Origin of the sequence: Catenulispora pinisilvae (assembly GCF_015356865.1) — a bacterium.
GTDB classification, from domain to species: Bacteria; Actinomycetota; Actinomycetes; order Streptomycetales; family Catenulisporaceae; genus Catenulispora; species Catenulispora pinisilvae.
In genome coordinates this window covers 11557-30876 of record NZ_JAAFZA010000120.1, presented here as the reverse complement: position 1 = coordinate 30876, position 19320 = coordinate 11557, and the positions used below count along the sequence as shown (strand labels likewise).

At 71.0% G+C, this 19320-nt stretch carries 20 protein-coding genes; 13 read left to right on the top strand and 7 right to left on the bottom strand.

The genetic code is table 11. The annotated features are described in order from the left end of the window. Positions 1-104: 104 nt before the first annotated feature. The 3 genes from IZR01_RS28625 to IZR01_RS28615 form a co-directional block, all read right to left on the bottom strand. Positions 105-770, bottom strand: a complete 666-nt coding sequence (locus IZR01_RS28625) for an alpha/beta hydrolase (protein ID WP_194925656.1) — start codon at positions 768-770, stop codon at positions 105-107. Further along, entirely contained in the window at positions 770-1453 is a 684-nt protein-coding gene (gene leuE, locus IZR01_RS28620; protein ID WP_194925655.1) for a leucine efflux protein LeuE, read from the bottom strand. Before leuE ends, IZR01_RS28625 begins: the two co-directional genes overlap by 1 nt. Positions 1454-1543: 90 nt before the next feature. Further along, positions 1544-3325 carry an AMP-binding protein gene (locus IZR01_RS28615; protein WP_323747119.1) on the bottom strand — a complete coding sequence of 594 codons (1782 nt, stop codon included), beginning with the start codon at positions 3323-3325 and terminating at the stop codon, positions 1544-1546. Between the two features lie 127 nt (positions 3326-3452). Between IZR01_RS28615 and IZR01_RS28610 the strand changes: the two genes are divergently transcribed. The 3 genes from IZR01_RS28610 to IZR01_RS28600 all read left to right on the top strand — a co-directional run bounded on the left by IZR01_RS28610 (position 3453) and on the right by IZR01_RS28600 (position 6189). Then, a complete protein-coding gene (locus tag IZR01_RS28610; RefSeq protein WP_194925654.1) occupies positions 3453-4472 on the top strand; it encodes a ketopantoate reductase family protein in 1020 nt (339 codons plus the stop codon). A 110-nt stretch (positions 4473-4582) separates the two neighbouring features. Continuing rightward, positions 4583-5116 carry a SigE family RNA polymerase sigma factor gene (locus IZR01_RS28605; RefSeq protein WP_194898878.1) on the top strand — a complete coding sequence of 178 codons (534 nt, stop codon included), beginning with the start codon at positions 4583-4585 and terminating at the stop codon, positions 5114-5116. Then, entirely contained in the window at positions 5113-6189 is a 1077-nt protein-coding gene (locus tag IZR01_RS28600; protein WP_194925653.1) for a hypothetical protein, read from the top strand. The genes IZR01_RS28605 and IZR01_RS28600 overlap by 4 nt, the downstream gene beginning before the upstream one ends. Positions 6190-6369: 180 nt before the next feature. On the opposite strand, the gene IZR01_RS28595 is transcribed toward IZR01_RS28600, so the two are convergent. The 3 genes from IZR01_RS28595 to IZR01_RS28585 all read right to left on the bottom strand — a co-directional run bounded on the left by IZR01_RS28595 (position 6370) and on the right by IZR01_RS28585 (position 8867). Next, positions 6370-7566, bottom strand: coding sequence for a lipid-transfer protein (locus IZR01_RS28595; RefSeq protein ID WP_194925652.1), 1197 nt, complete (start codon positions 7564-7566; stop codon positions 6370-6372). Next, the gene (locus IZR01_RS28590) at positions 7563-8081 is read right to left on the bottom strand and encodes a Zn-ribbon domain-containing OB-fold protein (protein ID WP_194898881.1); all 519 of its coding nucleotides are present in this window, start codon (positions 8079-8081) and stop codon (positions 7563-7565) included. The genes IZR01_RS28595 and IZR01_RS28590 overlap by 4 nt, the downstream gene beginning before the upstream one ends. 210 nt (positions 8082-8291) lie before the next feature. Continuing rightward, entirely contained in the window at positions 8292-8867 is a 576-nt protein-coding gene (locus IZR01_RS28585) for a MarR family winged helix-turn-helix transcriptional regulator (protein WP_194898882.1), read from the bottom strand. Positions 8868-9753: 886 nt separating this feature from the next. Between IZR01_RS28585 and clsA the strand changes: the two genes are divergently transcribed. The 10 genes from clsA (at position 9754) to IZR01_RS28535 (ending at position 18433) form a co-directional block, all read left to right on the top strand. Beyond that, positions 9754-10335 (top strand): cardiolipin synthase ClsA, encoded by a 582-nt coding sequence (clsA, locus tag IZR01_RS28580; protein ID WP_194925657.1) that lies wholly within the window; start codon positions 9754-9756, stop codon positions 10333-10335. A 38-nt stretch (positions 10336-10373) separates the two neighbouring features. Next, complete coding sequence (locus IZR01_RS28575) at positions 10374-11240, top strand: DUF881 domain-containing protein (RefSeq protein WP_194897212.1); 867 nt, start codon at positions 10374-10376, stop codon at positions 11238-11240. Between the two features lie 154 nt (positions 11241-11394). Then, positions 11395-11727, top strand: coding sequence for a small basic family protein (locus IZR01_RS28570; protein ID WP_194897213.1), 333 nt, complete (start codon positions 11395-11397; stop codon positions 11725-11727). A gap of 13 nt (positions 11728-11740) precedes the next feature. After that, positions 11741-13462 (top strand): DUF881 domain-containing protein, encoded by a 1722-nt coding sequence (locus tag IZR01_RS53540; protein WP_194925651.1) that lies wholly within the window; start codon positions 11741-11743, stop codon positions 13460-13462. Positions 13463-13578: 116 nt separating this feature from the next. Further along, a complete protein-coding gene (gene gcvH, locus IZR01_RS28560) occupies positions 13579-13959 on the top strand; it encodes a glycine cleavage system protein GcvH (protein WP_194925650.1) in 381 nt (126 codons plus the stop codon). Positions 13960-14224: 265 nt separating this feature from the next. Further along, positions 14225-14767, top strand: a complete 543-nt coding sequence (locus tag IZR01_RS53535; protein WP_194897216.1) for a zinc-ribbon and FHA domain-containing protein — start codon at positions 14225-14227, stop codon at positions 14765-14767. A gap of 93 nt (positions 14768-14860) precedes the next feature. Continuing rightward, positions 14861-16030: a MerR family transcriptional regulator gene (locus IZR01_RS28550; RefSeq protein ID WP_194897231.1), complete on the top strand. Its 1170-nt coding sequence runs from the start codon at positions 14861-14863 to the stop codon at positions 16028-16030. A gap of 10 nt (positions 16031-16040) precedes the next feature. Next, a complete protein-coding gene (locus IZR01_RS28545) occupies positions 16041-16511 on the top strand; it encodes a bifunctional nuclease family protein (RefSeq protein WP_194897217.1) in 471 nt (156 codons plus the stop codon). Between the two features lie 398 nt (positions 16512-16909). Next, on the top strand, positions 16910-17572 hold the full coding sequence (locus tag IZR01_RS28540) for a MerR family transcriptional regulator (RefSeq protein ID WP_194925649.1): 663 nt from the start codon (positions 16910-16912) through the stop codon (positions 17570-17572). A 156-nt stretch (positions 17573-17728) separates the two neighbouring features. Continuing rightward, on the top strand, positions 17729-18433 hold the full coding sequence (locus IZR01_RS28535; protein WP_194897219.1) for a SanA/YdcF family protein: 705 nt from the start codon (positions 17729-17731) through the stop codon (positions 18431-18433). Here the strand turns inward: IZR01_RS28535 and IZR01_RS28530 are convergent. Next, positions 18430-19278 (bottom strand): class I SAM-dependent methyltransferase, encoded by an 849-nt coding sequence (locus tag IZR01_RS28530; protein WP_194925648.1) that lies wholly within the window; start codon positions 19276-19278, stop codon positions 18430-18432. The genes IZR01_RS28535 and IZR01_RS28530 overlap by 4 nt on opposite strands. Positions 19279-19320: the final 42 nt, after the last annotated feature.

The following is a 19320-nucleotide window of genomic DNA, read 5'->3' as shown; positions in this document are numbered from 1 at the left end:
CCCAAGAAGAGCCCCGAGCCCAGAGCCCGAGCCTGAATGGCCCATAGAACTAGAACTAGCTGTCACCAACTAGCTGTTACCAACTACCAGTCACCAACTACTAGTCACCGACCGCGCGTAAGGAAGCCCGCCGTCCCAGCGACCACCTGCCCGAAGCAAGGCTCCTGATAGTGGAAGGCATGTTCGGCACCCTCGAACTCCGTCAGCTCGCAGACATCGCCCGCCCCCAGCATCGCGTCCCGGAAAGCGCGCAGGCTCTCGATCGGCGCGATGGTGTCGGCTGTGCCGCTGAACAGGGCGGTGCGCGGGCTCCCGGGGCGGAGTAGGTGCAGCGGCGAGATCGACTCGGCCGTGGTGCCGGGCTCGAGTGCGCGGGTCAGCGCCTCGGGGGCGACGAGGGTCGCGTCCACGATCGGGTTGAACAGGACCAGAGTGTCGAAGCCCGAGTGCGGCCCGGTCAGGGTGGCGAGGAGGGCGAGGTGGCCGCCGGCTGAGCTGCCGCCGGTTGCCAGGGGCAGGGTCGGTGCGGCCAGGTTGTGGAACTCCGCTTGGAACTTCGCCATCTCGGTGCGGACGTCGGCCAGGCAGTCGCCGATGTGGTCGGCGCCCTGGCCCAGCAGTCGGTAGCCCGCCGCCGCCGCGAGGATCCCCTCGGCGGCCAGCGCTGTGCAGTGCGGTGTGAGCTCCTCCGGTGATCCGTGCCGCAGGCCGCCGCCGTGGAACAGCACCACGGCGGCGCGTGGGGGGCCTGCGGGTTCGAAGAGCAGCACTAGGCGCCTAGGGAGGCGGTTGCCAGCTTGAACGCGAAGCCCAGGAACAGTGAGCCGATGCCGCCGGTTCCGGCTGCGGCCAGGCGTCGGCGGCGGCGGAAGGCGGTGGCCAGTCGGTTGCCGGTGAAGATCAGTACGCTCAGGTACGCCGCCGAGAACAGCATCACGATCGTCGACAGCAGTGCGAAGGCCTCGGTCGGGTAGGTCGCGTGCGGGCTGACGAACTGGGTCAGGAAGGCCAGGTCGAACAGGATCGCCTTGGGGTTCAGCAGACTGACCACCAGGGCGCGGCTGAACGGGCGCTCGGCGGCCTGGACCGCCTCGGCCATCGCCGTCGCCTCCGTCGCGTCGCCGGACGTCGCGGCCGAGGTGTCGCGCCGCTCGCGCCAGGCCTTCACCGCGGTGCGCAGCATCCCGAAGCCGAGCCAGGCCAGGTAGCCGGCGCCGAGGAACTTCACGACGTCGAACGTCGCGGGTGAGCGCTTCAGCATCGACGCCGCGCCGGCGGCGGTCAGTGTCAGCAGCACCGCGTCGCCGAGGAACACGCCGCAGGCGGCGCGGTAGCCGGTGCGGACTCCCTTGCGCGCGCCGACTGTCAGCACGTACAGCGAGTTCGGACCGGGCAGCAGCACTATGAGCAGTGCGCCGACCACGAAGGTCGGCAGATCGACAGTACCGAGCATGCCGTGAGAATTTCATACCGGGGCCGTTGTGCGCTCATGGGTTTCATTGCTCGAACTGCCGCCAGTCACCGCCCGAACCCGCCAGCGCCCCTACCGCCTGTAATCCGCGAACGGATCCTGCCCCGGCCCCTCGTCCCCGACCTCGGGATGCTCCGCCGCGTGCTCCTCGCGCAGCACCCGCCGCAGCACCTTGCCGATCATGTTGCGCGGCAGGTCGTCGCGGAACGCGATCAGCTTGGGGACCTTGTACGGCGCCAGGTGCTGGTGGGCGAATACGTCCAGCTCCGCGGCGGTGGCCGACATCCCCTCGGCGAGCTGGATGACCGCCTTCACCGTCTCGCCCCGGTAGGGGTCCGGGACGCCGATCACCGCCGCGTCGTAGACCGCCGGGTGTTCGCGCAGCACGTCCTCGATCTCCGAGGGGTAGATCGAGAACCCGGAGGCGATCACCACGTCACGTTTGCGGTCGATCAGCGTCACGTACCCGTCCGGCGACATCACCCCGATGTCGCCGGTGTAGAGCCAGCCGTTGCGCAGCGCCAGGCTGGTCTCGTCCTGCTGGTTCCAGTAGCCCTTGAACAGCTGCGGGCCGAAGACCACCAGCTCCCCGGCCGCGCCGATCGGGAGCACGCGGTCCTGGCGGAACTCGTCGACGATCTTCACGTGGGTGTTCGGCAGCGGCAGGCCGATGGTGCCGGGCCGGGAGTTGGCGTTCAGCGGGTTGGCCAGCGTCACCGGGGAGGACTCGGTCATGCCGTAGCCCTCGGCCAGCCGGCCGCCGGTCGCGGCCTGGAAGGCGTCGATGGTCTCCACCGGCAGCCGCATCGCGCCGGAGATGCAGGTGCGGATGGAGCGCAGGTCGTACTTGCCTATCTTCGGGTGCTCCAGCAGCTTGGAGTAGATCGGCGGCACGCCCGGGAACACGGTCGGCCGCTCGTGCTTGATCGCGTCCAGCACCAGCTCCGGGTCGAAGGTCGGCAGCAGTACCAGCGTCCCGGCCAGCAGCACGCCGGTGACCACGCACAGCATCAGCCCGTAGACGTGGAACAGCGGCAGCACGCACAACACCGACTCCCGCCCCACCTTGACGCCCTGGTCCCAGGCCTGCACCTGGTGCGCGTTGGCGACCAGGTTCCGGTGGGTGAGCATGGCGCCCTTCGGCCGCCCGGTGGTGCCGCCGGTGTACTGCAGGACGGCCAGGTCCTCTGAGGGCTCCACGAACTCCTGCTCGACCGGGCCCGGGGAGGTCTCCATCAACTCTGTATAGGGGACGGCGCGTGCCCCGGGCGGCAGCGGTGTGATCAGCCGCTCCCGCTTCTCCCGCGCCGCGCCCAGCGGCAGGTCCAGCAGCTTGCGTTTGAACGCCGGCAGGAAGTCGGCCAGACACACCGAGATCACGTGCTCCACCGCGGTGCCGGGCCGGGCGGCGTCCAGCGTGGCGTAGGCGCCGTCGAAGACGATCGCCACCTTCGCGCCCGAGTCGGTGAGCTGGTGCCGCAGTTCGGAGTCGGTGTAGAGGGGGTTGCACGCGACCATCACCGCACCCAGACGGGTGATTGCGAAGAACGCCGTGATCGCCGCGGGACAGTTCGGCAACACCAGGGCTACGCGGTCGCCCTTGCCCACGCCGAGCGCCCGGAGCGCGCCGGCCAGCCGGTCGGCGTCGCGGCGCAGCTGCTTGTAGGAGGTCTTGCGGCCGAAGAACACCAGGGCGGCCCGGTCCCCGTAGGCGGCGGCCGCGTCGTCCAGCAGCCGGGTCACCGGGACGTCGGGGACGGTCACGTCGGTGGGCACACCCGCTGCGTAGAACCGCAGCCAGGGCCGGTCCGCATAGGGATCGGGCACGGCGGTAGACGGTGCGGTCTGGCTCACAAGCGGAGTCAAACACGTATCGAGAACGTTGTCAGTAGGCCCCTTGGACACAAGATCGCAAAATCCGTCGTTCACGAAAACTCTTTCGAGTCTTCACAACCCGGTCACGACCGCTAGAGTCCGAAGGATGCGCTACATCATCATCGGCGCCGGCGCGGTCGGCGGCACCATCGGTGGACGCCTGGCCGAGGCCGGGCACGACGTGGTCCTGGTCGCTCGCGGCGCTCACCTGGAGGCGCTGCGGCGCGACGGGCTGCGGCTGCTCACCCCGGAGGCCGACCTGCGACTGCCGGTCCCGGCGGTGGCCGGGCCGAAGGAGCTCGGCGAGCTGCGGCCGGACGACGTCCTCGTGCTCTGCGTGAAGTCGCAGGACACCGCGGGCGTGCTGAACGAGTGGGCGCCGGTGTCGGTGGCCGGCGGCGGCACCGCCTCGCAGCTGCTGCCCGTGGTCTGCGCGCAGAACGGCGTGGAGAACGAGCGCACGGCGCTGCGCCTGTTCGCGCACGTCTACGGGCTCTGCGTCTGGCTGCCCTCGCTGCACCTGGAGCCGGGCCTGGTGGCGGCGCACTGCACGCCGCAGTCCGGCATCCTCACCGTCGGCCGCTACCCGGACGGCGTCGACGACGTCATCAAGCAGATCGGCCACGACCTCGGCGAGAGCCGGTTCGACGCCCCGGTGGTCGATGACGTGATGCGCTGGAAGTACGGCAAGCTGCTGAGCAACCTGGGCAACGCCTTCGAGGCCGTCAGCGACCTCACCGCCGACGAGGAGCTGGCCGAGCGCCTGGTGGACGCCGCGAGCGAGGAGGGCATCCAGGCACTGAACGCCGCCGGCATCCCCTTCGTCGGTACCGCTGAGCGCCGCGCCGTCCAGGGCGACCGCATGCGCTACGCCGAGATCCCCGGCACGCCGCGCGGCGGCGGGTCCAGCTGGCAGAGCCTGGCCCGCGGCACGGGGTCGATCGAGACGGACTACCTGTCCGGGGAGATCGCCCTCATCGGCCGCACCCACGGCATCCCCACCCCGGTCAACGAGCTGATGCAGCGGCTGAGCTCGCGGTTCGCGGCCACCGGCCGGGCGCCGGGGAGCATGCCGCTCGCCGAGTTGGCGGAGCTGGTGGCGCGGGTTCAGGAGTCTGCGACCTGATCCGGCGCGGCATCTCACGCGGCATCCGACGCGGCATCTGACGCGGCGACGCAACCTTTCCGATTCCCGGCCACTCATGTGTCTCGACTAACGGGAATCGGGAGGGGCCTATGGGTGAGCAGGAACGGCTGGAGGAGTTCGCCGACTACGCGGCGGCTCGGCAGAGCCATTTGAAACGCACGGCGTTCCTGCTGTGCGGGGACTGGCATGAGGCGCAGGACCTCACCCAGACCGCGCTGCTGAACCTGTGCAAGGCGTGGCATCGGGCCAAGCGGGCCGACTCCATCGACGCCTACGCGCAGAAGACGCTCATCAACGCCTTCCTCGGCGGGCGGCGCAAGCGGAGCCGGGAACGTGCGGCACAGGCGGCGGTCGCGGTGACGACCTCGCCTTTCGCCCGAGAGGACCAGCCCGACCTGCGGCTGGCGCTGCTGGCCGGGCTGGCGGCGCTGCCGCCGCGCGGCCGGGCCGTGGTGGTGCTGCGGTTCTGGGCGGACTTCAGCATCGAGGACACGGCCGCCGCGCTCGGGTGCTCGACCGGCAACGTGAAGAGCCATTCGTCGCGGGCCCTGGCCAAGCTCAGGGAGCTGCTGGGCGATTCCCTCGCCGACTTCGAGTACACGCGGGAGGGCGGGCAGCGATGAAGAACACGGAAGAGTTGTCGGGCGAGACGGCGCGCGACCTGCTCGGCATGATGTTCGACGAGGGCGGGGTGTCGGTGCCGCCGGACGATCTGGCACCGGCCGCGATGGCCGGCTACCGACGGTATCGGCGGTGGCGCAACGGAGTGATCGGGGCCGGGGCGTCGGTGGCGCTGGTGGGCGTCGCGAGCGTGGCGTTGGCGGTGGCCGGCGGCGGCTCGGGAGGATCGGGCACCACGCCGGGGTCGTGGCTGACCACCAACAACACGGCGCCGCCGGGACAGCACAGCTCGGCGCCGTCGCAGGGTTCGACGTCGGCGGCGGGGAGCAGCGGCGGCCGGGTCGAGGACTGTGTCACCAATTTCGTGCCGGAGACGGGCTACAACCTGGCCAAGGCGCAGGCCGACTGCCGCCGAGCCGAGGCGCTGTGGCAGGCCGTGTTCCCCGGGAGCACGATCAGCGGCGATCTCGACCCGGGCTGGGCGCAGATCACGAAGGGTTTCGCGACCCGGGTCGGCACACAGAACGCGTCTGCCCCGTCTCTTTATGGCCGACCCCAGCCTCAGGTCATCGACGATTGGGCGGCAGCCCGCAAGGAAAAGGCGGACACCGGCTCCCAAAGTTGGTCGGGGTTCGACATCCAGACAGCGCAGGGCCTGGTCGTCGTCTCCGCCTCCCTGGTGGCCGAGGGACCGCACGTGAGCTGCCGGGGGGCGACGCCCTGCGAATCGGTGCCGTTCGGCGGTTCACTGGTGGCGGAGGTCTCCGGGCCCGGCGGTCTCCCCGGGTATCAGGTGATCGTGCGGTCCAAGGACGGGCACACTTATCTGATGACCTTCGGTAGCCACTACAACCCGCGGTATGTCGACATCCCCTGCTCGGCTCCCGGCGGGCAGTGCCACGCGGATCTCACCGATGGCGCGATCCGGCCCGGGGAGACGCCCGACTCCGCCGCGGGTATCGGCACGCCGGTGGTTACGCACGCGATGCTGATGGACATCCTGCAGCGGCCCGCGTTCGCCGCGCTGGCGCAGAGCTTCTTCGCCGAAGGGCTCGGGCAGCCGTCGGGGGCGTAGGCGGCCCGAAGCGGCGGCGACGGTATCAGACATCTGATCTGTCGCCGCCGCTGACCGCGAGCGCCAGGCGCAAAGGGGCGACCGCGAGCCGCCGGCTGACTGCGTCCTGACTGCGTCCCGGCTACGTCCCGATGCGCGAATCACGCTGCGAGCTGCGCGACTCATGGGCATGGCGCCGCTCTAAGCCCGCCCCACCACGATCGCCGACCCGTGCCCGAACAACCCCTGGTTCACCGCGACCCCGACCCGGGCCCCGGCTACCTGCCGGGCGCCGGCCGCGCCGCGCAGCTGCCACGTCAGTTCGCAGACCTGCGCGATGGCCTGGGCCGGGATCGCCTCGCCGAAGGAGCTCAGGCCGCCGCTGGGGTTGACCGGGATCCGGCCGCCGAGGGCGGTCGCGCCGTCGTGGAGCAGTTTCTCGGCCTCGCCCGGGGCGCACAGGCCGATCTCCTCGTACCAGTCCAGCTCCATCGCGGTGGTCAGGTCGTAGACCTCGGCGAGGTCCAGGTCCCGCGGGCCCAGGCCCGCCGCCTCGTACGCCGCGTGCGCCAGCGACTCGCGGAAGCTGCGCGCCGCCGGTGCCGCGGCGGCCAACGAGTCCGAGGCGAGATACGGGAAATCTGGAACAGTTCTCGGATAGGTCGGTGTCGGCGCGGAAATGGCGCGGATGCGGACCGCGTCCTTGTTCAGCCGGCGGGCGTATTCCTCGGATGTCAGAACAACTGCCGCGGCGCCGTCGCTCGTCGCGCAGATCTGCAACAAGCGCAATGGATCGCTCACCATCGGTGACTTCAGGACGGTTTCGGTATCCACCTCCGCGCGGAAGCGCGCGTTCGGATTCAGAGAACCCGCGCGGGCGTTCTTTACTTTCACCGCCGCGAAGTCAACCTCGGTCGACCCGCGCAATGCCATCCGGCGCCGCGCGTACAGGCCGAAGTACGCCGGGTTCGTCGCTCCGAGCAGGCGGAAGCGCAGCCAGTCCGGGTCGTCGGGGCGGTCGCCGCCGACCGGGGCGAAGAAGCCCTTGGGCGTGGTGTCCGCGCCGACCACCAGCACCACGTCCGCGAGCCCGGCCAGGATGTGCGCGCGGGCCGTGGCCAGCGCCTGCGCCCCGGTGGCGCAGGCCGCGTAGCAGCTCGCGACCGGTGCGCCCTGCCAGCCCAGGGCTTGTGAGAGCGCCGAGCCGGCGACGAAGCCGGGGTAGCCGTTGCGGATGGTCTCGCCGCCCACCACCAGCTGCACGTCACGCCAGCCGACCCCGGCGTCGGCCAGGGCGGCGCGGGCCGCGACCAGTCCGTATTCGACGAACGGTTTGCCCCAGGCTCCCCAGGGGTGCATCCCGACGCCGGCCACGGCGACGGAGTCGGTCCGGCTCATGCGCTCGCCTCCTCGGCGGCTGAGGAGTATGCGCCGTATGCCTCAACATCCGCGCCAGAGTCCTCGGAATGGTCTGCCGGACGCCAGTTCCAGACCCTTTCCTCAACGCCCGTAGAGGAAACAAGGGTCCCGGGGGCCAATTCCATGATCATTCCGACCCGCAGTGCCTCGTCCGGGACGTCCGGGGCGACCTGGCCCAGGATGATCATCCGCTCGGCGGTCAGCTCGACGGCGGCCAGCGCGTAGGGGGAGAACTCGGCGTCCGGTGGCCGCGGGTACGGCGGCGGGGGGGCGTAGCGGGCGTCGGTGTAAGACCACAGAGTCCCGTTCGTGGACAGCGGCTCAGGGCTTTGCTCCAGGCCCTCGCAGTCCGGGTCCGGGCAGCCGGGAATGGTCCGTGGGGGGAAACTCAGGGCGCCACACGACGTGCAGCGGCCGGCGAGCAGGGCGAAGCCGTCCGGCCCGTCCTGGAACCATCCTTCGGTTCCCGGAGCGGCAGGTATGCCGTCAGTCATGGATCTGACGGTATATCAGATTTGCCGCCCCGGGAACGTCGGCCCGCGGTGGTTCAGTGGTGCCCCGGTCTAGCGCCGCCTGACCTGCCGTCCGATGTGCGGTTTGGCAGGGCGGTTCGACAGGGCCGGTGAAGAGAAGGTGGCTACTTTCGCACGGTTATGCGGTGGCGCTGTGCGTCCCGCGCCGTTCAGAGCCTGCCCGCGGCCGGTCTAGTCGTCGGCCCGGCGGCGGCTGCCGCGCTGGTCGTCGAGCCGGCCGAGCACCCCGGGGAGTCGTTCCAGCAGCCCGACAAGCTGGTCGAACTCCTCGTCGGTGTAGGAACGGCGCAGCGAGCGGTCCAGGGCCCGCACCCGGCGCTTGGCGGCCTCGTAGGCCTCCTTGCCCCGGGCGGTGACCTCCGCGTCGATGACGCGGCCGGCCCCGCGGCCGAACTCGCGGGTGATGTAGCCCTTGCGCTCCAGTGCGGCCACCAGCCCGACCATGGCCTGCGGTGTCACCGAGACCGAACGGGCCAGCGTCGCCGAGGAGGCGCGGCGCAGATGGACCAGCGCCTGCAGGACGCCGTACTGGGCCTCGGTGAGGTCGAGTTCGGCGAGCAGGCGCGTCATGTGCCGGGCGAGCTCACGGTCGCACATCGTGAGCAGCCACGGCAGGTAGCCCGTGGAGGGCCGGTAACGGACCGGGCGATGGCCGCGGCCGGCGAGTGATCCACCGGAGGCCGGGACCAGTTCCTGGTCGTCTTCGTCCTCGTGCTCGGTGGTGTGTGCAGATGTGTGTTCTGACACAGCGGGTCTTCCCCCCTTGCGTGTTGGTGCCATTCCCCTTGCCGCGTTCCCGCCAACGCGGTGACAGCGCTCATGTTGCGTGTCGAGTGGAATGGACTTGTTCAAGCCCATCATATTCACGGAATGGGCACTACGACAGCAGGTCTTCGCTGTAGATCTGTGTACGTAGATTTACGGATGTCGCGTTCGGCGGACTGCCGGTATAAGCAGGTGGACACGCCGAGGGCGCCGTCACCCGGGGTGATCCGGGTGCGGCGCAGCGCGAAGCAGGGCCCTGACGTGCGCTCAAGGTCTGCGGCGGACTCCTGTGCGGGGGGGGTGCGGAGTCCGGCAAGGGGGTGTTCGGTTGTGGCGGGGGGGCCAGACGGAGCGCTCCACCCGCGCTGCCGGATCACCTGGGGGGAGAGGGAGACAGGGCGCGGGTGGAGCGGTTTCGTACTCGGCGACACCGTGCGGGCTGGTGCGGTGGGTCGGCCGGTCCTGCATCTCAGAGGCTACCGCTTGGACACGCTGAGTTGATGATCATGGAGTACTTCTTGAACCAGACTTTGCCGTTTCTTGGTACAACCCTCCCGGGCGTGTGCCGCCGACCTGGCCGGTCCCGAGATCGCCTATCGTTCTGTGTGTGAATCGAGGCAGGGCGGGCGACTACGACGACGGGTACGGCCGTCCTGAGCACGATGCCTACGACGAGTACGGCTACGGTTCCCCGGACGAGGACGCCACCGTCAACATCAACGACTACGACGGCGAGTTCCAGGACGGGCCGTACGAGGACGACGGGTCGTACCACGACGAGGGCTACCACGATGACGGGTACGACGACGGCGATTACTCCGAGGAGTACTACGGCGAGGACCAGGAAGAACTCCCGGTCTCCAACCGCATCCTCACCATCCCGAACCTGATCAGCCTGGCCCGGCTGGCCGGCGTGCCGCTGTTCCTGGCCCTAGTCCTCTCGCCCTACTACGGCGGCCCGAAGTACGACGTCTGGGCCCTGGTCATCCTGGCCCTGTCCGGGTTCTCCGACTGGCTGGACGGCAAGCTGGCCCGGCGCTGGAACCAGATGACCAAGTTCGGCGCGATGATCGACCCGCTGGCCGACCGGCTGTACATCCTGGCCACCCTGGTCGCGCTGACGATGCGGCAGATCATCCCGCTGTGGCTGCCGATCGTGCTGGTCGGCCGGGACGTGGCGATGCTGGTGCTGATCACGCCGAAACTGCGCCGGGCCGGCTACGGCGTGGCGCTGCCGGTGCACTTCCTGGGCAAGGCCGCGACCTTCAACCTGCTCTACGCCTTCCCGCTGCTGCTGCTCGGCCAACTCGGCGAGAAGCCCAACCACCTGACGGACATCGCCAACATCTTCGGCTGGGCGTTCGTCGGCTGGGGGACCGCGCTGTATCTGCTGGCCGGCGGGATGTACTTCGTGCAGGCCCAGCAGATCACCCGCGGCTCCGGACGCTGAGGCGCCCGCACCGGCCCGAGCGTGTCAAGATGGCCTCCATGCCCACGCCGCCCGACACCCGGACCGCCGCGCGCCGCGACGCCTCGATGTCGCTGCTGACCAGCCTGCTCAACGACACGCTGGACCCCGGGTACGCCGAGACCGCCGCGCGCCGCGAGGCCCGCGGGGAAGGCGGCGGCACCAGCCACTGGACCAAGCGCTTCTCGCCGACCGTGCTGGTCGGGGTCGCGGCGCTGGCGCTGGTTCTGGTCATCGCGGCGATCCAGACCCACCAGCAGGCGCCGGCCGCGGAGAAGGAGCGGCAGCAGCTGATCTCCCGGGTGCAGGACGCCGAGCGCAAGAACTCGGCCGACGAGGCCATGATCTCCACGGTCCGCGGCCAGTTGCAGGCCGCGCAGGCCGAGGCGCTGGGACCGGAGCAGGGCAAGGCGTTCACCGCGATGTCGGTGGTCACCGGCGCCTCGCCGGTGACCGGGCCCGGGCTGCAGATCGTGCTCGGCGACGCGGCCGGCGCCGACGGCCCGAGCAGCAGCGACCCCCGGCAGCAGAGCAACAACGAGAGCCGGGTGCTGGACCTGGACCTTCAGCACGCGGCCAACGGGCTGTGGGCGGCCGGGGCCGAGGCGGTGGCGATCAACGGCCAGCGGCTCACCTCGCTGTCCGCGATCCGCACCGCGGGCTCGGCGATCATGGTGGACTTCCGGCCGCTGTCCTCGCCGTACACGATCCAGGCGATCGGCGACCCGAAGTCGATGGCCGCGAAGTTCGCCGACGGCGCGGACGGCCGGTACCTGTTCGAGCTGAAGTCGCAGTACGGGATCCAGTTCGACACGAACACCAAGAGCAAGCTGAGCCTGCCGGCGGCCACGCAGCTGTCGCTGACCGACGCGGTGCCGGCGCAGTGAGGGCGGGTTCTGTGGGCGGCGGTGCGCGCGGCCGTGTGCCCGGCGCGGACGTGATGAGTGCCGGTGCCTTGAGCACGGCCGGGGGTTCGGTACGGTGGCCCCAGCAATTCTCGATGACTGAGACCGGCATGACCGAGATGACTTGGAGGGCGTCGTGATCGCGGCGATCGGACTGGTGATCGGCGTGATCGCGGGGGTGGTCTTCCACCCCACGGTGCCCGAGGGCCTGGCCCCCTACCTGCCGATCGCGGTGGTGGCGGCGCTGGACGCGGTGTTCGGCGGCGTGCGCGCCCTGCTGGACGGGATCTTCGACGACAAGGTGTTCGTGGTCTCCTTCGTCTCCAACGTCCTGGTGGCCGCGCTGATCGTCTACCTCGGCGACCAGCTCGGCGTCGGATCCCAGCTGACCACCGGCGTGGTGGTGGTGCTGGGCATCCGCATCTTCTCCAACGCCGCGGCCATCCGCCGCCACATCTTCCACGCCTGAGAAGGAGTGCGGAGTGCAGACGCGGCCGGGTAGCGCGGACGAGAGCGGCGAGCCTGAGGGCGACCGGACCGAGCCGGAGCTCGACGAGACGGTGAGTCTTGAGAGCTTGGCGGACGAGGGCTCAGACGAGGACTCGGCCGAGGCTGGTGACGAGGGTGACGAGGGTGATGAGCCAGAGGCTCAGGGGCCTGCTGAGGCGGACGACGCTGAGGCGGAGGGCCCTGGGGCCGAGCGCTCTGAAGCCGAGCACGCTGAGGAAGAGAAGACCGGTCCGGAGCCGGAGTCCGGCGAGACGGTGGATCTTGCTGATCTGCCGGACACGCCTGATGAGGCTGAGAAGCCCGGCATCGAGAAGCCCGGTGCCGAGAAGTCCGGTGCCGAGAAGTCCGGTGCTGAGAAGTCCGGTCCGGAGCTTGGCGAGACGGTAAATCTTGGCGGCTTGCTCCCGGATGATGCCGTCGAGGCGACCGGCCCCGATGAAGCGGCTGGTGAGCGCGCGGAGGGTGAGAAGCGTCGCGCCCCGGAATCCGCTGAGACCGTGGACCTCGCTGGTCTGGTCCCGGACAAGGCTGCCGGAGAAAAGCCTGGCGCGCGCGATCTCGCCGAGACGGTCGATCTTCGAAGCCTGCTGCCGGAGGATCTGGCCGACAAGCCGTCCGGCGCGGATGAGCCCGAGCCGCCGCTGCGCCGCCGTTCGCCCGCCGACGCCGGGGGCGAGCCGCCCCGCCGCCGTCCCATGCCCGGCGGCCAGCCTCCGCGCCGCCCCGGGCCCGGCCAGGACCCGCGGCGTGGCCCGGGGCAGCCGCACAGTGCCCACGCCTCCGCCGAGCCCGGTCCCAGGCGCCGTCCGCCGTCCGACCACGCCCCGGACCACGCGGCCAAGCGCCACCCGGGGCCCGAGGCGCGCTCGGCCGCTGCCAGTGGCGGTGCCGGTGCCGGTGCGGCGGCCGCAGGCGCGGCAGCAGCCTCCGGCCCCACCGCCGCCAAGCCCGGCGCTCCCAAGCCTCCCTCCGTCTCCCTGGGCCGTCGCCGCCTCATCGCCGCCTTCTGGCCCCCGCGCCTCTCGCGCAACCAGGCCGTGGTGGGCGTGCTGCTGGCGGCGCTCGGCGCGGCGGTGGCGATTCAGGTCCATGCGACCAACACCTCCGACGAGATTCTGCGCGGGGCGCGCGCCGACGACCTGGTCAACATCCTCGACGAGGTGACCTCGCGCGGGCAGAGCCTGGATGCGGAGCTGCGGAATCTGGAGACGCAGAACGCGACGATCCAGGACAGCACGGACAAGGCTCAGGCGGCGTTGACGCAGGCCCAGCAGAAGGCGAAGGACCTGCAGATCCTGGCCGGGACGGTCAAGGCCAAGGGCTCGGGCATCACCATGACCATCACCGATCCGCAGGGGCAGATGAAGTCGGCGACCTTGCTCAACGCGCTGGAGGAGCTGCGGGCCGCCGGGGCCGAGGTGATCCAGGTGAACGACGTGCGGGTGGTCGTCTCCTCGTCCTTCGTCGACACCGCGGACGGCGGGATCGCGCTGGACGGGCACGAGCTGACCCAGCCCTATGTCTACAAGGTGATCGGCGACCCGAACACGCTCGGGCCGGCCATGCAGATCCCCGGCGGCGTGGTGGCGAACGTGAAGTCCACGCAGGGGGCGAACGCCACGATCGCCTCCGGGCAGGTGCTGATCGACGCGGTGGTGCCGCAGCCCGACCCGCAGTACGCCAAGGCCAACTGATCGGGGCCGGTGCGCTCCGGGCCCGAGCATGGTCCAGAATATGACCGCGGGCCCACCGGCCCGTGGCGGCCGCCGCGCCGTCGAACCCGTGTGAGGAAAGGGCGGCAAAGAAGCCGATGACCCCCGAAGAGCTGAAGTACACCGCCGAGCACGAGTGGGTCCGCGCCGGCGACTCCGACAGCGTCCGCGTCGGGATCACCGACTATGCCCAGGAGCAGTTGGGCGACATCGTCTTCGTGCAGCTGCCGGAGGTCGGGGCGAAGATCACCGCCGGCGAGCCCTGCGGCGAGCTGGAGTCGACCAAGAGTGTCAGCGACCTGTACGCCCCGCTGACCGGCACCGTCACGGCCGTGAACGGCGAGCTGGACGCCTCGCCGGAGCTGGTGAACTCCGACCCCTACGGCGAGGGCTGGATCTTCGACGTCGAGCCCGACGACGCCTCCGAGGTGGAGGCGCTGCTGGATGCCAAGGGCTATCAGGCCACTCTGGAGGGCTGAGTCCTCCGGCCCGGCCGACGGCCGGGCCCAGGTCCGGGACCGGTGCCCACCGTCCCGGACCTGACGTGTTTCCGGACGCTGTTCCGGCAGGCCATTCGAGCACTGAGACGCAGTAATCTGGAGGGATGCGCACACCGGGGCACGGGCGAAACTCGTGCCGTCTCGGCGCGTTCCGGTTGACCTCGACAAGAGGCGCCCCATAAGTTGCGACCAACGCAAGGCGGCAGCCACAACCGCCACAGGAATACTCCGGGAGGCCCACGACATGCCGTTCTGCACCAGGTGCGGGAACGCCAACCAAGCGGGGAGCCGCTTCTGCTCGCACTGCGGCACCGCCTTGGCCGAGTCCCCGCTGCCGGGTGACCCCTTGGTGCCCGAGGGGGCGGCGGAGCGGACCTCGACGATGTCGCTGGTCAGCGCGGAGGTGGCCGCCGAGACGGCGGGCGTGGTCGGGGAGGAGACCGAGCAGGTGGGCCTGGGCCCGGCCGACCGCGAGGCGCTGGCCGCCCTGCCGGCCGGCTCGGCCCTGCTGGTGGTGCGCCGCGGCCCGAACGCCGGCAGCAGGTTCCTGCTGGACGCCGACGTCACCACGGTCGGGCGCAGCCCGGACAGCGACATCTTCCTGGACGACGTCACCGTCTCCCGCCGGCACGCCGAGTTCGCCCGCACCGCGCAGGGCTTCCTGGTGCGCGACGTCGGGAGCCTCAACGGCACCTACGTGGATCGCAACCTGATCCAGGAGGCGCTGCTGCGCGACGGCGACGAGGTGCAGGTCGGCAAGTACCGCCTGGTGTTCCACGCGGGCTGAGCCGACCGGCGAGGAGCCGGGCGGCCGCGCACGCCGCGGCCGGACCGGCAAGCGGTCAAGCTGGGGGGCCGGCAGGAGAGGCAGGTGTCCGGCATGTCCGGCGAGGCGCTCACCATCGGCGAAGTCATCGGCCGGCTGGCCGCGGACTTCCCGGACCTGACCGTGTCCAAGATCCGGTACCTGGAGAGCGGCGGGCTGATCAGCCCCGGGCGGACCCCGGCGGGCTACCGGCGCTTCACCGAGGAGGACGTCGAGAAGCTGCGCTGGGTGCTGGCCGCCCAGCGCGACCAGTACCTGCCGCTGAAGGTGATCCGGCAACACCTGGCGGCCGACGGGCCGCGGGTGAGCCTCGGGGACGCCGACGCCATAGTGGCCGCGCTGACGGCCGGGGCCGAGGACAGCGCTGAGGACGGCGCCGAGCCGGATCCCGAGGTCGAGGTCGAGCCCGGCGCGGGTCTGCCGACAGCGGCTGACACCGATCATCAAGCCCTGCCACCGGCGGCCACCCTGACCCCTCCGCTGCCGCCGCTTCCCCAACCGCGCGGCCGCGCCGCCACCGTCGCCGATCCGGAGTTCTACCTGACGGCCCGGGCCGACGTCGGCGAGCTGCACCTGGGGCCCGAGGCGCTGGCTCGGACCGCGGGCGTGTCCGAGTCCTTCCTCGCCGATCTGGTCGCCTACGGCCTGCTGCCGAACGTCCGGGACTACGGCGGCGACGCCGTGTTCATCGCGCGCTCGGCCTCGGCGCTGGCCGAATACGGGCTCGAACCCCGGCATCTGCGTTCGCTGATGACCGGCGCGCGCAACACCGCCGGGCTGCTCGGCACCCTGCTCCCGGCCCGCCGCCACGACGGCGTCACCGGCACCGCACGGCAGGCGGCGGCCACCCGGGCGGCGACTCGCACGGCGGAGGCTTCGGCGGCCGTCGTGAAGCTCTACGGGGCGCTGCTGCGGGCCGAACTGGCCGCCGACACCGCCCCGGCAGCTCAGCCGGCTCCGGGAACCCAGGCGGCTCCGGGAACCCCGGCTGGCACCCAGGCCGCCCAGCCGTATCCGGCTGCTCAGCAGGCTCCATCCGCGCAGCCGCCTGCGGCCGTCCGGACCCGGCGGCTCCTGCCGGCCGCAGCTCCGGCCGCACCCCCGGCGGCATCGCCGGATCATGCCCCGTCGGCCCCCGCCGACACCTCACCGGCCCCTTCCGCACCGGCATCCCGGGCATCTTCCCGGAACCCCGGCATGCCCGGCGGGCCCGCAGCGCGATAGGGTGGAGAACGTGAACGAACTCGACGTCGTCGGCGTCCGCGTCGAGATGCCGTCCAACCAGACGATCGTCCTGCTGCGCGAGGTCACCGGCGAGCGGTATCTGCCGATCTGGATCGGGGCCAACGAGGCCTCGGCCATCGCGCTGGCCCAGCAGGGCGTGACGCCCCCGCGCCCGTTGACGCACGACCTGTTCCGGGACGTGCTCGCGGCCTTCGGCAGACAGCTGCTGGAGGTCCGCATCACCGCGATGCGCGACATGGTGTTCTACGCCGAGCTGGTCTTCGACGGCGGCCTGCAGGTCAGCGCGCGCCCCTCGGACGCCATCGCGCTGGCGCTGCGCACCGGGGCGACCATCTACGGGGCCGAGGAAGTGCTCGCCGAGAGCAGCATCCTGATCCCGGACGAGCAGGAGGACGAGGTGGAAGTCGAGCGCTTCCGCGAGTTCCTGGATCAGGTCTCGCCGGAGGACTTCGGCGCCTGAGCGCGGCCGGTGGGTCCAGGGGCCCACGTGCCGACGGGCGCTCAAGGGCGCGCCCGCCGACGCGGGGCGTCGGGGCGCTCAGACCCGCGCACCGCGAAGGTCGGATAGTCCGATTCGCGAAGACACGCCCGATGCCTCCCGGCCGATGTCGTTGACCGGTACCCGGTGCCACGCATACGGTCGAAGGCAGCTAGAGGCGAACACAATTGGAGGGGTGGCCGAGACCGTGGCCCGGACGGCGTATGCCGGCTGGAAACGGACCGGAGCGCCGATCGAGGACCCCGAAAGGGGTTTGCGGAGACTGATCGACGTCAAGGTACCGGGCGAAGGATCTTTCCCGACAAGACGGATCGGCGTGGGTTCCCTCACTGGGGCTCTTCAAGCGGAAGGCCAAGCACATGACCGGGACGAGTGCTGCGGGCGGGAGCGGATTCCCGCGCGCGGTCGGACCGGGCGACCTGCCGGCCGCCCCCGCGCCGGGACAGCCGGCCCAGCCGGCCGGCTACCGCGGGCCGACGGCCTGCGCCGCCGCCGGCATCACCTACCGCCAGCTGGACTACTGGGCCCGGACCGGCCTGGTCGAGCCGTCGATCCGGTCCGCCTCGGGCTCCGGGTCGCAGCGGCTGTACGGCTTCCGCGACATCCTCGCGCTGAAGATCGTCAAGCGGCTGCTGGACACCGGGGTCTCGCTGCAGAACATCCGGATCGCGGTCGGCTACCTGCGGGCCCGGGGCGAGGCGGACCTGGCCGGCGTCACCCTGATGAGTGACGGCGCCAGCGTCTACGAGTGCACGTCCCCGACCGAGGTCTTCGATCTGGTCCAGGGCGGCCAGGGAGTGTTCGGGATCGCCGTGGACGCGGTGTGCCGCGAGGTCGAGGGCACACTGCGGCAGTTCCCCGGAGTCGGCGAAGGCGACCTCCCCGGCGCCCCGGGAGCGGTCGCGGGAACCGTGACGGGGTCCGCGACGGCGAGCGGCCCCGGCAACGGTTCCGGTGCCGATGCCACGTCCCCGGAGATCGTGGACGAGTTGGCCCGCCGGCGGCGGATAAAAGCGGTCTGAGTCCGTGACGGCTGACTCCGCGACGGCAGACTCGGTCACGGTGGACTCGGTCTCGGCTGACTCGGTCCCGACTGACTCCGTGCCGGCCGGGATTTCCCCGATGCCGCCGGCGCCGAGCGTGCGCAACCGAGTTCCGCGGACCCGCGTCTACCCGACGTGACCCGATTCCAGGCGCCCGGGTGGCTCGCCCGGCGCGTTCCCCGGACCCGCAAGAGCCAGCGCCGCCTGTACCAGGCCGCCGTGCTGGCAGTGGTGCTGCTGTTCGCGCCGGTGACGGCGGTACATGCCACCGAGTCCTCCTACGAGCGCAGCGCGGCCGCCGTACCCTACGAGCCGGTGGCGATCGTCTTCGGCGCGGGCGCCCCCAACGGTCAGCCGACGCCGTACCTGGCCCGCCGCCTGGACGTCGCGCTGGACCTGTACCAGCGGGGCAAGGTGACCGTGATCCTGGTGACCGGCGACAACTCCCACCCCAACTACGACGAGCCCACCGTGATGCGCGACTACCTGGTGAACCACGGCGTGCCGACGGCACGGATCGTCCGGGACTTCGCCGGCTTCGACACCTGGGCCTCCTGCGCCCGGGCCAAGAAGATCTTCGGGGTCGACCACGCCACGCTGGTGACTCAGGACTTCCACATGCCGCGCGCCCTGCTGCTGTGCCACGCCGCCGGGATCGACGCCTACGGCGTCGCCGACACCGGCGAGTCGGTGGACGGCGAGAACGAGATGATGCACGACTCGGCGCGCGAGGTGCTGGCCGGGATCAAGGCGTGGGGCCAGGCCGTGTTCCAGCCGAATCCGGTGCTGGGCAAGAAGGAGACCAGCGTGACGACGGCTTTGGCGGCGGCGAAGCGCTAGCGCAGCTCTGCGGTGGCGAGCTGGAGCTGCACTGTGAAGGGTACGGTTCCCTCCGGCGTGATCGAATCGCGCCTCGCGTCGAGGAAGGCACCGCGAAGACGCTCCATAGCGGCCTGATCAAGCGGCTCGTAATTGTAGAGACCCGCGACGCCGGCCCACACCTGGTCGACCGGGCCGCCCAGATCGATGGCGACGCTCTCCCACTCCACCGGTGCGAAGCCGGCCGGGCCGAGGATCGCGTCGAACCCTTCGCGACTGCGGGTCCTGCGGTCGCCCAACGCCGGCATGCGCTTGGCCTCCGGGGCGTCTGCGATCTCCTCGTTCGCCAGCGCGCGGAACCGGTCGTAAGCCTCGTCGAGCAGGACGCCGTTGCCGACCACGCACGCCAGCACCCCGCCCGGCGCCAGGACCCTGGCCACTTCCGCCGCCACCTGCTCGATGTCGGCCATCAGCATCAGCGCCATGTGGGAGACGCAGGCGTCGAAGCTGCCGTCGGGAAAGGGGAGTTCCTGGGCGCGCGCCTCTTCCAGCCGCGTATCGGCGAGCGCCGGCCGCTGTCGCGCCAGCGCCAGCGTCTCCGGGGACAGGTCCACTCCGGCGAGCTGCCTCGGGTGCTCCCGACCGGCGCTTGGTTCCGAGGTGTCGCGGGCCAGCAGGTCGAGCAGCAGGCCGTCGCCGCATCCGAGATCCAGGACCCGTTCGCGGCCGGCCACCCGATCGCGCAGGATTTCGTAGCTGGAGCGGCCGTCCGGGGCCCGGCCGTGGCCGAGCCATTCGGAGGTCACCGCCGGATGTTCGGCATGGTAGGCGTGCAGGAACGCTTCTTGCGACGCGGCAGTCGTCATGACAGGAGCCTACGGATGCCACGGCGCGAACGGCGGGCTACG

Excerpts from the sequence above, each read along its gene's own strand:
- IZR01_RS28590 (WP_194898881.1), bottom strand. The coding sequence starts at position 8,081 with ATGACTGACGGCATACCTGCCGCTCCGGGAACCGAAGGATGGTTCCAG.
- IZR01_RS28600 (WP_194925653.1), top strand. The coding sequence starts at position 5,113 with ATGAAGAACACGGAAGAGTTGTCGGGCGAGACGGCGCGCGACCTGCTC.
- IZR01_RS28605 (WP_194898878.1), top strand. The coding sequence starts at position 4,583 with ATGGGTGAGCAGGAACGGCTGGAGGAGTTCGCCGACTACGCGGCGGCT.
- leuE (WP_194925655.1), bottom strand. The coding sequence starts at position 1,453 with ATGCTCGGTACTGTCGATCTGCCGACCTTCGTGGTCGGCGCACTGCTC.
- IZR01_RS28550 (WP_194897231.1), top strand. The coding sequence starts at position 14,861 with ATGTCCGGCGAGGCGCTCACCATCGGCGAAGTCATCGGCCGGCTGGCC.
- IZR01_RS53535 (WP_194897216.1), top strand. The coding sequence starts at position 14,225 with ATGCCGTTCTGCACCAGGTGCGGGAACGCCAACCAAGCGGGGAGCCGC.
- IZR01_RS28610 (WP_194925654.1), top strand. The coding sequence starts at position 3,453 with ATGCGCTACATCATCATCGGCGCCGGCGCGGTCGGCGGCACCATCGGT.
- gcvH (WP_194925650.1), top strand. The coding sequence starts at position 13,579 with ATGACCCCCGAAGAGCTGAAGTACACCGCCGAGCACGAGTGGGTCCGC.
- IZR01_RS28595 (WP_194925652.1), bottom strand. The coding sequence starts at position 7,566 with ATGAGCCGGACCGACTCCGTCGCCGTGGCCGGCGTCGGGATGCACCCC.
- IZR01_RS28575 (WP_194897212.1), top strand. The coding sequence starts at position 10,374 with ATGCCCACGCCGCCCGACACCCGGACCGCCGCGCGCCGCGACGCCTCG.
- IZR01_RS28530 (WP_194925648.1), bottom strand. The coding sequence starts at position 19,278 with ATGACGACTGCCGCGTCGCAAGAAGCGTTCCTGCACGCCTACCATGCC.
- IZR01_RS28540 (WP_194925649.1), top strand. The coding sequence starts at position 16,910 with ATGACCGGGACGAGTGCTGCGGGCGGGAGCGGATTCCCGCGCGCGGTC.